Source organism: Flavobacterium sp. CSZ (assembly GCF_015350725.1).
Classification (GTDB): domain Bacteria; phylum Bacteroidota; class Bacteroidia; order Flavobacteriales; family Flavobacteriaceae; genus Flavobacterium.
Map to the genome: position 1 here is coordinate 54,802 of NZ_JADKPQ010000008.1, position 13,292 is coordinate 68,093.

Consider the following 13,292-nt stretch of genomic DNA (forward strand, 5'->3'; position numbering starts at 1 on the left):
ATTTATAAGTATTTTTTTACTAACTAAATATTCAATCAAAAAGACTATTTTTGATTGGTATGTATAAAAGTAAATTATGAATAAGTTTGATGACCAGGCTACAAAATCACTTTTGGATAAAAATCTAATAACCGAGAATCAATATCAGGAAATTAGTGCGTATCGCAATTTGAATATTTTCTCGCTAAATGCAGAGCTAAAATTGTTTCTCTATTTATCTATTTTATTATTCACTTCAGGAATCGGAATTTTAATTTATAACAATATAGACAGTATAGGTCATATTGCGATCCTTTCATTATTATTAATTGTTATTGGAGTTTGTTTTTATTACTGTTTTAAAAATTCAAAAGGATTCCAAAAACAGGAAACTACTTTTGAACATCCAGTTGTGGAGTATCTGGCTTTAGCTGCCAGTATTTTGACTTGTATTTTTATAGGGTACCTACAATTTCAGTACAAACCTTTCGGCACTCACCACGGACTAGCTACATTAATACCAACAGTTGTGAGTTTCTTTTGTGCATATTATTTCGATAACAAAAGTGTCTTAACAATTGCCATTACAGGTTTGGCGGCTTATGTGGGGCTTTCAGTAACACCTCAGGATTTATTAAATAATATTAATTTTCACCAAGATCAAACCTTAAGTTATTCAGCAATTACTTTAGGTGTTTTATTGATCTTGTGGACAATTTACAGTAAAAGAATCCAATTGAAAACGCATTTCAGTATCATCTATTTCACATTTGCTTTGCATATTATAAGTATTGCGACAATTAGTAGTTTACTGGATTATTTTGAAAACGGAATTTGGTTTCTTTTTCTTGTTGTTTTGGCAGCTTCTTCTTTTTATTTTTATAAGATTAGCCATGAACTTAAGGCGATTTCATTATATGTTTTTATGATTATTTACGCTTATATTGGTGTAAATATATTTCTGATTAGAATTTTGGATAAAATTAATTTTTCAGATGTTTGGGTGTTATTAATTATGGTTCTTCCAATATATTTTATAGGATCGATAATACTGTTTATAAAATTGATTAAAACCTTCAATAAAGAAATTGCAGCATGATAGTATACGATAAAAATTTATTAAACAATTTAGCATTGGTCGAAGAAGCTAATTCACTTGAATTTGCTGGATTTATTAGTAAAGAGCAAAAGAATTTAATTAAAAAAGAATTACCAGCTTTTAAAAGGCAAAGTAATATTTTGGTACGTTTGGGATTCTTTTTGTTAGGAGCTTTTTTGTATTTGTCTTTATGTGGCGTAATTGCATTAATGGGATTGACCGGCTCTAATTCTGAACGTACTTTTTTTAATATTTGCTGTTATATTTTTGCAGCAATCGGTTTTGCAGGAGCAGAATTTTTGGCCAATCAAAAGTATTACGGACACGGTTTAGACGATGCTTTTATTTTAGGGGCAATTTTAAATATAGGATTTGCTATTGCCATAACAACTGAAGCCTATGAAATACAAATCGCGATTTTTGTAGCAGTAGCTTCTTTTTTTATGTACAGGAGGTATTTGCACTTATTATCATTGTTGGTTTTCTGTTTGGCAGCTTCGGCAGTTTTGTTTTATGGAATGTTTGAGTTTGGCGATACCGGAAAATCGATTTTACCATTTATAGCCATGTTAGCTTCAGCAGCATTTTACTTTTTTACTAAAAGAATGCTTAATAAACTCACCATACGTTATTACTATAATGGTTTATTATTAGCCAATAGCTTTTGTTTGGTATTGTTCTACCTTTCATGTAATTATTTGGTAGTTAGAGAACTTTCTGTAGCGCTTTTAGGTAACGAAGTAATACCAGCAGAGGATATTCCGTTTGCAATTTTCTTTTATGCTTTTACTTTTATCATTCCTGTTGTTTATTTGGTTCAGGCCTTAAGAACAAAAGATAGAATTATGCTTTGGATTAGCTTTTTAACTATCGGATTTTCAATTTATACGATAAGATTCTACTATTCAGTTTTACCAATAGAAATAGCGCTAACTCTTGGTGGATTAATGTTATTTGCAATAGCCTATTTTTCGATTAAAAAACTAAAAGATAATGAAGTTGGATTGACGTTTAAACCGGATAGAATCAATAATTCAAATGCGATTTTAAATGCCGAAGCTTTAATAGTGGCCTCAACTTTTGGAATGAAACCAGAAGCAAAAGTTCCGGATTCCCCAATGGATTTTGGAGGAGGAGGTTTTAGTGGAGGAGGTTCAGAAGGAACTTTTTAAATTAAGTTGCCACAGATTAAAAGATTAAATTGATTAAAAAATCTATAAAATCATTTTAATCTGTGGCAAAAAATATTACACCTTAGCTTTCAAAGCAACAGCATCAATATCGCTGTGAGAAACATCATAAACAGCTTTTCCGTTTTTGATTAAGATTAATTGCGGAGATTCGTGATAGACATTATACCTGCTGGCAATTTCATTAGAGATATCTCTATGCGCAATTAGATCTAAAAAATAAGCATCAACGCTATCATTTAAATCGTATTCTCGTTCAAATTGTTTCAAAGCCATACGGCTAATGCTGCATCTTGTACTGTGTTTAAAAATCACAACAGGCTTCTCGTTCGAGATCGCTGTTACTTCTAATAATTGTGCTATATCGGTTAATTCTATCCAGTTTACATTACTTTTTGGAGAGTCTGTATTCTCTGAACTTCCGAAGATTGAATTTAAAAAACTCATATTTGACGTGTTTTATGACTTTTTGACGTTTAAAAATGATAAAAATCAGTTTTTTAATGTCATTTTGTCTGTATTTTTAGTGTGGAATATATTTTGAATGATCCAAAGCAAAGTTATATCATTTAAAGTTAAAAATGTAATCCAATAAATTGTAATTTTAATGGTATCGAACTTTATAACTAAAAATCAAACCTAAAACGTATACATATGAACATAAATAAATTTACAATTAAGTCGCAGGAAGCCATACAGTTATCGCAACAATTGGCACAACGCAACGGACAGCAGCAAATAGAAAACGAACACATTTTTAAAGCTATTTTTGAAGTAGACGAAAATGTAGCGCCGTTTATTTTGAAGAAACTCAATGTAAATGTTCCGTTGTTTTTACAAATATTAGATAGTACGATTCAGAGCTTTCCAAAGGTTTCAGGAGGTGATATTTTGCTTTCCAGAGATGCTAATAAAGCCTTGAATGAAGCGGAGATTATCGCTCAAAAAATGAACGATGAGTATGTTTCTATTGAGCATTTGATTTTGGCAATTTTCGACTCAAAAAGCAAAGTTTCTCAGATTTTAAAAGATCAGGGAGTTACAGGAAAAGGTCTTAAAGCAGCGATTGAAGAACTTCGTAAAGGAGAAAGGGTGACATCTGCTTCGGCCGAAGAGAACTATAATTCCTTAAATAAATACGCTAAAAACCTAAACGAATTAGCACGTAACGGAAAACTGGATCCGGTTATTGGCCGTGACGAAGAAATCCGTCGTGTATTACAGATTTTAACGCGTAGAACAAAAAATAACCCAATGCTAATAGGAGAGCCAGGAGTTGGTAAAACTGCTATTGCTGAAGGATTGGCACACCGAATCGTTGATGGTGACGTGCCTGAAAACTTAAAAGATAAAATCGTTTTCTCACTGGATATGGGAGCGCTGATTGCCGGAGCTAAATTTAAAGGAGAATTCGAAGAACGATTAAAAGCCGTTGTAAAAGAGGTTACAGCCGCCGAAGGTGATATCGTTTTATTTATCGATGAGATTCATACGCTTGTAGGCGCCGGTGGAGGAGAAGGAGCAATGGATGCGGCCAATATCCTTAAACCAGCTTTGGCTCGTGGAGAGTTAAGAGCGATTGGTGCAACAACATTAGACGAATATCAAAAATATTTTGAGAAAGATAAAGCGCTGGAGCGTCGTTTTCAAAAAATCTTAATTGATGAACCGGATACTGAAAGTGCGATTTCTATTTTGCGTGGAATCAAAGAAAAGTACGAAACGCATCATAAAGTTCAAATTAAGGATGAGGCGATTATTGCAGCAGTTGAACTTTCGCAACGTTATATTACGAACCGTTTCTTACCGGACAAAGCCATCGATTTAATGGACGAAGCAGCTTCTAAACTGCGTATGGAAATCAATTCAAAACCGGAGGAATTAGATGTTTTGGATCGTAAAATCATGCAGCTTGAAATTGAGATCGAAGCCATTAAACGTGAAAAAGAAGAAAGCAAACTTAAAATCCTGCGCATGGATTTGGCGAACTTGAAAGAAGAACGCAACGAAATTTATGCAAAATGGAAATCAGAAAAAGATGTTGTTGACGGAATTCAAACTGTAAAACAGGAAATAGAAGACTTTAAATACGAAGCTGAACGTGCAGAACGTGAGGGTGATTACGGAAAAGTAGCTGAAATTCGTTACGGAAAAATTAAAGAAGCGCAAGAACGTCTTGATGTTTTACAAAAACAATTGCAGGAATATCAATCCGGAACTTCTTTGATTAAAGAAGAAGTAACCCGCGAAGATATCGCAGAAGTGGTAGCAAAATGGACAGGAATTCCTGTGATGAAAATGCTTCAGACAGAACGCGAAAAACTATTGCATCTTGAAGACGAATTACATAAACGTGTAGTAGGGCAGGAAGAGGCCATTGAAGCCGTGAGTGATGCCGTTCGTAGAAGCCGTGCAGGTTTACAGGACATGAAAAAACCAGTTGGAACTTTCTTATTTTTAGGAACAACCGGAGTGGGTAAAACCGAGCTTGCAAAAGCCCTGGCCGAATATCTTTTTGATGATGAAAACGCCATGACGCGTATCGATATGAGTGAATATCAGGAGCGTCACAGCGTGAGTCGTTTGGTAGGTGCGCCTCCAGGATATGTAGGTTATGACGAAGGTGGTCAGTTGACGGAAGCCGTACGTAGAAAACCATATTCTGTAATTTTGTTAGACGAGATCGAAAAAGCGCATCCGGATACGTTTAATATTCTATTGCAAGTTTTAGATGAAGGTCGTTTAACAGATAACAAAGGACGTCTGGCTGATTTTAAAAATACAATTATCATCATGACATCCAATATGGGAAGTCATATCATACAAGAGAAATTTGAGAACTTAAAAGGTGGTGTTGAAGCGGCTACAGAAGCTGCAAAAACAGAAGTCTTAGGATTGTTGAAACAAACCGTTCGTCCGGAGTTTATAAACCGTATCGACGAAATCGTAATGTTTACACCTCTAACAGTTGAGAATATTTCTAAAATTGTGAGTTTACAGCTTAAGAGCGTTACAAAAATGTTGGCTTTACAAGGTATTGCTATGGATGCAACTCCGGAAGCGATTAAGTATTTATCTGATAAAGGTTACGACCCGCAGTTTGGTGCAAGACCAGTAAAACGTGTCGTGCAAAGAGAAGTGCTGAATCAATTGTCGAAAGAAATTTTGGCAGGAAACATCACTACAGACAGCATTATTTTATTAGATGCTTTCGATGGGCAATTGGTCTTTAGAAACCAAACCCATATTGAAAAATAATGTTTTTTGATTTTAATATTTTTGAAAAAGCATCAGTCGAAAGACTGGTGCTTTTTTTTATAAAAATATCAAATCCGTAAATCATGAAACTTTTTTTTAAAGTCATATAAATAGATTCAGGGATTAAAGTGAGAACTTTACGTTCGCAAATTTATTTACAAATCATAAAAAAATAAACACTATGAACAATATTTTCAGAGGATTACTAGCAGGTTACGGAGCAAAAAAATTAGGCGGAGGATGTTTTGGTACTATTTTCGTTTTTATAATTATTTGGGTGCTTTTAGGGCAATGTAGTTAATTTTAGACTAAAAAATAAACAAAAAAAGTCTTAGATTAGCGCCTATAAATAACCAAACGTGTGCATTAAATTGAATACTCAATGTCAATGAATTACACAGTTTTTAAAACCAAATAAAATATAATGGCATCAGGTTTTTTCGTACTATTAGATGATATTGCAGCAATTATGGATGATGTTGCAGTAATGAGTAAAATTGCAGCAAAAAAAACGGCCGGAATTTTAGGTGATGATTTGGCAGTAAATGCTGAAAAAGCTTCTGGCTTTGCCTCATCACGAGAGCTTCCGGTATTGTGGGCAATCAGTAAAGGTTCGCTCCTTAATAAAATAATTATTTTACCAATAGCCTTTTTATTAAGTGCATTTTTGCCAGTTGCAATCATTGTCATTCTTGTACTTGGAGGATTATTTTTGGCCTATGAAGGAGCCGAAAAAATCTATGAATTCATATTTCCGCACAGCCATGAAGAATCAGCAGGTATAACAGCCGAAACTTTAACCGAAGAAGAAATTCTGGAAGCAGAAAAAGGAAAAGTAAAATCAGCTATCATTACCGATTTTATTTTATCTGTAGAGATTGTAATTATTGCCCTGGGTACAGTAATTGAGGAGCCGCTTATACAGCAAATCATTGTAACATCGATAATTGCCTTAATTGCAACTATTGGTGTATATGGTATTGTTGCTCTTATTGTTAGAATGGATGAAGCAGGTTATAAACTAATTAAATTTAGTAAAAGCGAAAAAAGTATATCAAATTTTATTGGTAATATATTAGTAAAAGCCCTTCCAATAGTCATTAAAAGTTTATCTGTAATTGGTACCATAGCTTTAATTCTGGTAGCAGGCGGAATCTTTGTGCATTATATCCCATTTTTTCATCATTTAATGCCAAAAATTAATATTCCTTCTATTATAAAAGAGTTTGTAATTGGTCTGGCTTTAGGAATTGTAGTTTTAGGATTTGTAAACCTACTCAAAAAAATATTTAAAAAGAAAGAAATCGCATAACAGCTCCTAAATATATAAATATCAAAACACTATTCGTCGCGGCGAATGGTGTTTTTTTTTTTTTTTTTTAGAAGCAAAAATAATTATTTTAAAAACACCACTTGTCCCGTTATACACTATATCTTTTTAGCCGTTAAAAAACGGATAAAAAGGATACCTTTTCTATCGGGGTTATACCCGGAAATTTAATTTTTATCAGAAATAACTGTTGTTTTGTGAATTTTTTTATTCTGTTAAGTTTTTGATATTTAATTGTTTATTATTTTTATGTAATTATTTAACAAATTACTAAAGCAACCAATGCAACTCTTTTGCATCTTCATAGTAATTAACAATTAATTATTATTTTATATGAAAAATTTTAAATTCAAATCAGTATTTGTAGTATTATTTCTAGCAACAGTATTGATATCTTGCAGTAATGATGATGATAAACCAAGCGGACCTAACCCGGTTGTAAAAGTAGCATCTGTAACAGAAATAACCGGTCCTGCAACTGGAAAAATAAACGAAGAATTGAGTTATGATATCACTTTTGTAGCAGACAATGCTTGCGCAGAATTCAGTAAATTTAGTGAGACATACATAAATGATGTAAAAGGATTACAAGTTGAGGTAAAGGACCCGTCGGAAGTTTGCACACTACAAGTTCCGAATCCTAAGAAAACTGTTTACAAATTCAAATCAGCAGTAAAAGGAACTTTTGAATTTAAATTCAAAAAATCAGATAAGGAATTCGTAACTAAAAAAGTGGTTATCGAATAATTAGGCTATTTAGAGATAAATTTTTGGTTAGAAACCATTTTACAAATATTTGTAAAATGGTTTTTTTTATTTATGAAAGTCTCGTTATGATTGATAATATAAATCGGGTGAAATTAAGAAGTAATAAATTTTATGAATTACGAAGCAAACATCGGGACTCATTCTTTGGCAAACTTTTCGGTTAATAACAACCCTTTGCCATTCCTTTAAAAATTACTATTTTTGCACTCTAAATTTTATGTCATGCCGAAAAGAAAATATAAAATCGCCGTTATTCAGTTAAATCTTAACGACGTTGCTGAAAATAATCTTAAAAAATGTATCAGCTGGGTAAAAGATGCTGCCAGTAAAGGAGCAGAAGTAATCTTGTTGCCTGAATTATATAGCAGTCATTATTTTTGCCAAAGCGAAGATGTAGACAATTTTGCATTAGCAGAGCCACTTTACAGCACTTCCTTTATTGCTTTTAGCGAATTGGCAAAAGAATTAGGAGTAGTGATCATCGTTCCTTTCTTCGAAAAAAGAATGGCTGGAATTTACCACAATAGTGCCTATATCATTGATACTGATGGAACAGAAGCTGGACTATACCGTAAAATGCATATTCCGGATGATCCTCATTTCTATGAGAAATTCTATTTTACTCCGGGTGATTTAGGTTTTCAGGCAATCGAAACTAAAAAAGGAAAAATTGGAACCCTTATTTGTTGGGATCAATGGTATCCGGAAGCAGCACGTATTACAGCATTAAAAGGAGCAGAGGTATTGTTTTACCCAACTGCAATTGGATGGCATCCAAAAGAAAAAGAACAATATGGAGAAAACCAATACGGTGCCTGGATGAACGTAATGAAAGGTCACGCTGTAGCAAACGGAGTTTTTGTTGCCGCTGCAAACAGAATTGGTTTAGAAAAATATATCGAAGGAACAGAAGGAATTCAGTTTTGGGGAGCTTCATTTATTGCAGGGCCACAAGGTGAAATTTTAGCACAGGCTTCTCACGATCAGGAAGAAATTCTAATTGCTGAGGTTGATTTGGATCTACAGGAAAATGTACGTCAGAACTGGCCATTTTTCAGAGACAGAAGAATCGATGCTTTTGGTGATATCACAAAAAGAGCGATTGACTAATTAAGAGTGATCTTTATAAAAAAAACAGAAAAGGACGAAATCTACATTTCGTCCTTTTTTTTATTCTTAAAGCAAAAAAAAATCCGCTTGAGAAATTTCCCAAGCAGATTTTTTAGAAATATATAATTAAGATTATTTTACTTTAAAAGTAACTCTTCTTACGATTTGACGAGCTTCTTTAGAATCTTTGTTCACAGAAGTATCTTCACCGTTAGCAATTACATTTAATCTTGATGCATCAATTCCAGCATTTTGAGCTACTTTTTTCACAGCTTCAGCTCTTTTTCTTGATAATTCAGTGTTGTAGCTTGAACTTCCAATTTCGTCAGCATATCCTACGATATCAGCAGATTTTCCTGGATTGTTTTTCAAGTATTTCACTAAGAAGTCAACACCAGATAAAGAAGCATTTGTTGGTTTAGAAGAGTTAAAGTCAAAATAAACATTAACATATCCTCCATTGATCAATTCTTCAACAGTATTGTTTGTTGCAGTTTGGCTACCTTGTCTAACATAAGTTTTGTCTAAGTAACTTTCTAATTCATCCGGAACACCATTTTGGTTAGTATCAATAGATTGTCCTTTAGTATTTACAGCAACTCCGGAAACAGTATTAGGCTCTAAATCGTATAGATCTGCAACACCATCTTTATCAGTATCAATAAGACCAGTTTCGATTGTAGTAACTCTGTTTTCTAATTGGTTTAATCTTTCATTTTCTTCAGAATACCAGTCAGCATGTTTTTCGTTTTTACCTAAGTAGAAAGTCAAACCAACAGAAGCATTTAATAATACACCATCTAATGAACCAGTAGTTGGAACTCCGTGACCATCAAAATTGTGATTTTGTCTTCCGTTAACAATACCTGTAAGATCTCCTGTCAAAGCGATTCTGTTACTTAATCTAACTTGTCCAGTTAATCCCATGATTCCATGAGCCATGTAATCTTTTCCGTCAAAACCGTCATCATTGCTTAATTGAGAAACACCAAAACCACCATGTGCTAATAAACCAAAAGTGTTTGTCCAGGTTTCAAAGTTTAAAGCTCTACCAAGGTTAATTACCCCTTGTAAACTTGCTCTGTAATATTTGCTATCGAATTCAGGCGTGTTGTCGCGTTCCTGAAATTGATCATATCCAACATCCAGTTTCAAACCAAATTTAGGATTAAACATATATCTTACACCTAAATCTGCGTGAAACGGACTAGCAGTTTCTGTAGAGTAACCAGGAGTTATTGCTCTAAGAGGTTTGTTTAAACCACCATTTAATTCTAAAGACCATTTATTGTAAGCAGGTTTTTCAATTGTAGGTTGAGCTGATGTCGTTGCCATATTTTGTGCACCCGCAGCAAATGTTAGTAGTAAAAGTGATACTGAAGCTAATTTCTTTTTCATGATATCCAAATTTTAATTTAATTGATTATTATAAGTTTTTCTTTTTAAACTCAGGACAAAATTATACTACGAGTTCTAGAATGTGTTCTATTTGGTCTTACATAATTCCCACCTTTTGGGTTTTATTTATGTAAATACGTTAAAAGAAACAAAAATTTGGGGCAAAAAAAAGAGCTAAATATAAATTTAGCTCCCTTTTAAAATTGTAAATGTGAAAGTTATTTTAATGCTGGCTGGTAGATTTTTACCGTTCCATCTCCCTCACTACTAACGACTAACAAACTTCTCTTATTTGGACTTTTAGAAGCCGGAATGAATAATATTCCTTCAGGAGCATCACCTGTTTTTACTGTTTGCAAATATTGTGGCGACGCAGGATTGGTTACATCATAAGTCATGAAAACATCTGATCTTTCTAAGCCAACAAACAGAATATTCTGACTTCCCATCTTAACTGCTACGACAGCTTCCGGTTCTGAGCCTTTATCATCACTGCGTTTATTGTCATAAGTTCCAAAATCATTTGATTTTTTATCAAGATCATTTTTACTGTCGTAAACAATTTTTCCGGTATTTCCGTTCCAGATCGAGAAAGAACGCGCTCCAAAAGCTACCATTTCGTCAAGATCTCCGTCGCCATCAGTATCACCCGTATCGGTAATTAGATTTAATCTTCCTAAATTGGTTTCTAGTTTTAAAGTTGCAGCATCAGGAAAAACAGTTGGATCAAGCTTCATGTCTTTCATTCTTTTAATATCACTATAAGCTGTATATTCTCTGGCATCACCTTCGTTTGCTGTAACAAAATAAGGGACGTTATTGGCAGAAAAATGACTAATTCCGTCTGGCATATACATACCTTTTACTTTCCATGGACTAAAAACAGCTGTTTCATTTTTGTCACTTACAGCAATAGCATTTTCTGCAGTATTAAAATCTTTAAAACCTAAAGGATAAATAGCTGTAATAGTTTTAGAAGTTAAATCTACTTTTGCTACACCATTATTTTCCTGCAATGTTACCCATGCAGTTTTAGAATCATCAGAAATGGTTACATATTCAGGTTCAATATCCTGAGCAAAACTTTTAGCGAATTTAGAAACTCTAAAACCTTCTTTTTGCAAAGCAGCAGACTGACTGGCAAAAGAGGCAAAATCTAAAGTTGTAACGGCATAATTATTAGCAATTTCGATAATAGAAATCGTTCCGTTTGGATCTTGCAAATAATCTGTACTTGGTTCACCTTCATTAGCGGTCATAATATATTTTCCGTCAGGTGAAAAAGTAATCATATCCGGCAATGCGCCAACAGTGATTTGTTTGATTAAACTATAATCAGTAGTATTAAAAACAACAACCTTTCCGTTTCCTTGTTTGTTTACTGTAGATTCTAAGGCCACGGCTAATTTTCCGTCAAATACAGCAACACTATTAGAAGCGCCTTCATAAGGAGTTAAGTCGATTTTTCCAATTTTAGTTGGTTTTGTCGGATCAGATAAATCAATTACATCAATTTGGTTGGTTCCGCTATTATTTACTGTAAAAAGTTTTTTTGTTTTTTCATCGAAAGCTGTAATCTCTGCAGCTCCTTCGCCGCCAATAGTGATAGAGCCTATTTCTTTAAAAGATGCCGGATTTTCATTTACAACAACTTCAGGTTCCGGGTTGCTTGAATTCTCATCATTATTATTACAGCTCACCATTATAGATAAAGCGGCTAATAATGTAATACTTAGTTTCTTCATTTTTTTGTTTTTTAATTTTGCCAAATGTAATTAGCAGATATTGGTCCTATATTAAGGCTGTATTATTTAATCTTTAACTTAATTTTTATCAGATAATTTATCTAAAATTAATATCATTTTGCGTCTGCTATTTTATAATCCTTCCGAATGCTTATCTTTGTACACTTTCAAAATTAGAACCTCTTTATGTCAACAAATAATAGAAGATTTCCAGCAGAATGGGAAAAACAACAAGGAATCGTATTGTGTTTTCCACATAATGGTAACGACTGGCCAGGAAAATACGAAGCTGTTCAATGGGCTTTTGTAGAATTTATTAAAAAAGTAGCCACTTTTGAAACTGTTTTTTTGGTCGTAGCCGATGAAAAACTAAAAGAAAAAGTAGCTGAAATGCTTGAAAGAGCGCGTGTAAATATTGCCAATGTATCTTTCATCATTCATAAAACCAACAGAAGCTGGATGCGTGATTCAGGGCCAATTGTAGTAAAAAATGGTTCGAAAAGAGAAGCGTTGAATTTTAATTTTAATGGTTGGGCGAAATACAAAAACTATCAGTTAGATAAATTTGTTCCAGGTAAAATTGCCGATTTTATAGATGTTCCGTTAACTCAGGTGATCTATAAAGGAAAACCGGTAATAGTAGAAGGCGGTGCAATTGATGTAAATGGAAGAGGAACTTTGTTGACTTCTGAAGAATGTTTGATGCATCCATCTATTCAGGTTCGAAATAAAAATTTCACCAAAGAAGATTACGAAGCGGTATTTAAAGAATATCTTGGAGTTACCAACGTAATCTGGCTTGGAGACGGAATAGAAGGAGATGATACTCACGGACACATCGACGATTTATGCCGATTTGTAAATGAAGATACAATTGTAACGATTGTTGAAACGGATAAAAATGACGCTAATTATAAACCATTACAAGATAATCTGAAACGTTTGCAAAATGCAAAATTAGAAGACGGGAAATCTCCAACAATTGTAGCATTGCCAATGCCAAAACGTGTAGATTTTGAAGATTTAAGATTACCGGCAAGTTATGCAAACTTCTTAATTTTGAATAATTGTGTTTTAGTACCAACATTTAATGACAGCAACGACAGAGCTGCACTAAACATATTATCAGAATGTTTCCCTGACAGAGAAGTAATCGGTATTAGTTGTATCGATTTTATCTGGGGATTTGGAACTTTACATTGTTTGAGTCAGCAGATTCCGGCATAGGTTTAGCCGCGAAGGCACAAAGACACTAAGTTTTTTTGTTTTGCGTAAAAAATAATCTCGGCAAAGTCGCAGAGGTGCAAAGTTTTAAAATTTATTAAATAGCCTCCAGTCTTAACTGGAGGAAAATAAAGTCAATCTACAAGGCTTTAGCCAAATAAGAATTTGGCTAAAGCCTTTTTATACTTAAA

Annotated in this window: 10 protein-coding genes; 7 read left to right on the top strand and 3 right to left on the bottom strand. The window is 33.5% G+C overall.

The window, feature by feature from the left end; genetic code table 11:
- The first annotated feature begins 76 nt into the window (after positions 1 to 76).
- Entirely contained in the window at positions 77 to 1,078 is a 1,002-nt protein-coding gene (locus IRZ78_RS10910) for a DUF2157 domain-containing protein (RefSeq protein ID WP_194616571.1), read from the top strand.
- The gene (locus tag IRZ78_RS10915) at positions 1,075 to 2,250 is read left to right on the top strand and encodes a hypothetical protein (RefSeq protein WP_194616572.1); all 1,176 of its coding nucleotides are present in this window, start codon (positions 1,075 to 1,077) and stop codon (positions 2,248 to 2,250) included. Before IRZ78_RS10910 ends, IRZ78_RS10915 begins: the two co-directional genes overlap by 4 nt.
- 75 nt (positions 2,251 to 2,325) lie before the next feature.
- Here IRZ78_RS10915 and ytxJ read toward each other — a convergent pair whose 3' ends face one another.
- Positions 2,326 to 2,715: a bacillithiol system redox-active protein YtxJ gene (gene ytxJ / locus IRZ78_RS10920; protein ID WP_194616573.1), complete on the bottom strand. Its 390-nt coding sequence runs from the start codon at positions 2,713 to 2,715 to the stop codon at positions 2,326 to 2,328.
- Positions 2,716 to 2,922: 207 nt separating this feature from the next.
- On the opposite strand from ytxJ, the gene clpB reads away from it, so the two are divergent.
- The 4 genes from clpB (at position 2,923) to IRZ78_RS10940 (ending at position 8,734) form a co-directional block, all read left to right on the top strand.
- On the top strand, positions 2,923 to 5,526 hold the full coding sequence (gene clpB / locus IRZ78_RS10925) for an ATP-dependent chaperone ClpB (RefSeq protein WP_194616574.1): 2,604 nt from the start codon (positions 2,923 to 2,925) through the stop codon (positions 5,524 to 5,526).
- A 424-nt stretch (positions 5,527 to 5,950) separates the two neighbouring features.
- Entirely contained in the window at positions 5,951 to 6,838 is an 888-nt protein-coding gene (locus IRZ78_RS10930) for a DUF808 domain-containing protein (RefSeq protein WP_194616575.1), read from the top strand.
- A 351-nt stretch (positions 6,839 to 7,189) separates the two neighbouring features.
- On the top strand, positions 7,190 to 7,603 hold the full coding sequence (locus tag IRZ78_RS10935) for a hypothetical protein (protein ID WP_194616576.1): 414 nt from the start codon (positions 7,190 to 7,192) through the stop codon (positions 7,601 to 7,603).
- A 243-nt stretch (positions 7,604 to 7,846) separates the two neighbouring features.
- The gene (locus IRZ78_RS10940) at positions 7,847 to 8,734 is read left to right on the top strand and encodes a carbon-nitrogen hydrolase (protein ID WP_194616577.1); all 888 of its coding nucleotides are present in this window, start codon (positions 7,847 to 7,849) and stop codon (positions 8,732 to 8,734) included.
- A 132-nt stretch (positions 8,735 to 8,866) separates the two neighbouring features.
- Here the strand turns inward: IRZ78_RS10940 and IRZ78_RS10945 are convergent, their stop codons facing one another.
- Both IRZ78_RS10945 and IRZ78_RS10950 read right to left on the bottom strand, forming a co-directional pair.
- A complete protein-coding gene (locus IRZ78_RS10945) occupies positions 8,867 to 10,132 on the bottom strand; it encodes an OmpA family protein (RefSeq protein ID WP_194616578.1) in 1,266 nt (421 codons plus the stop codon).
- Positions 10,133 to 10,350: 218 nt separating this feature from the next.
- The gene (locus tag IRZ78_RS10950; RefSeq protein WP_194616579.1) at positions 10,351 to 11,877 is read right to left on the bottom strand and encodes a choice-of-anchor I family protein; all 1,527 of its coding nucleotides are present in this window, start codon (positions 11,875 to 11,877) and stop codon (positions 10,351 to 10,353) included.
- Positions 11,878 to 12,063: 186 nt separating this feature from the next.
- Here IRZ78_RS10950 and IRZ78_RS10955 point away from each other — a divergent pair, with 186 nt between their 5' ends.
- Positions 12,064 to 13,104 carry an agmatine deiminase family protein gene (locus tag IRZ78_RS10955; protein WP_194616580.1) on the top strand — a complete coding sequence of 347 codons (1,041 nt, stop codon included), beginning with the start codon at positions 12,064 to 12,066 and terminating at the stop codon, positions 13,102 to 13,104.
- Positions 13,105 to 13,292 lie beyond the last annotated feature (188 nt).

What these genes read in the sequence shown, in the direction of transcription:
- IRZ78_RS10910 (WP_194616571.1), top strand. Translation starts at nt 77, where the DNA reads ATGAATAAGTTTGATGACCAGGCTACAAAATCACTTTTGGATAAAAAT.
- IRZ78_RS10915 (WP_194616572.1), top strand. Translation starts at nt 1,075, where the DNA reads ATGATAGTATACGATAAAAATTTATTAAACAATTTAGCATTGGTCGAA.
- ytxJ (WP_194616573.1), bottom strand. Translation starts at nt 2,715, where the DNA reads ATGAGTTTTTTAAATTCAATCTTCGGAAGTTCAGAGAATACAGACTCT.
- clpB (WP_194616574.1), top strand. Translation starts at nt 2,923, where the DNA reads ATGAACATAAATAAATTTACAATTAAGTCGCAGGAAGCCATACAGTTA.
- IRZ78_RS10930 (WP_194616575.1), top strand. Translation starts at nt 5,951, where the DNA reads ATGGCATCAGGTTTTTTCGTACTATTAGATGATATTGCAGCAATTATG.
- IRZ78_RS10935 (WP_194616576.1), top strand. Translation starts at nt 7,190, where the DNA reads ATGAAAAATTTTAAATTCAAATCAGTATTTGTAGTATTATTTCTAGCA.
- IRZ78_RS10940 (WP_194616577.1), top strand. Translation starts at nt 7,847, where the DNA reads ATGCCGAAAAGAAAATATAAAATCGCCGTTATTCAGTTAAATCTTAAC.
- IRZ78_RS10945 (WP_194616578.1), bottom strand. Translation starts at nt 10,132, where the DNA reads ATGAAAAAGAAATTAGCTTCAGTATCACTTTTACTACTAACATTTGCT.
- IRZ78_RS10950 (WP_194616579.1), bottom strand. Translation starts at nt 11,877, where the DNA reads ATGAAGAAACTAAGTATTACATTATTAGCCGCTTTATCTATAATGGTG.
- IRZ78_RS10955 (WP_194616580.1), top strand. Translation starts at nt 12,064, where the DNA reads ATGTCAACAAATAATAGAAGATTTCCAGCAGAATGGGAAAAACAACAA.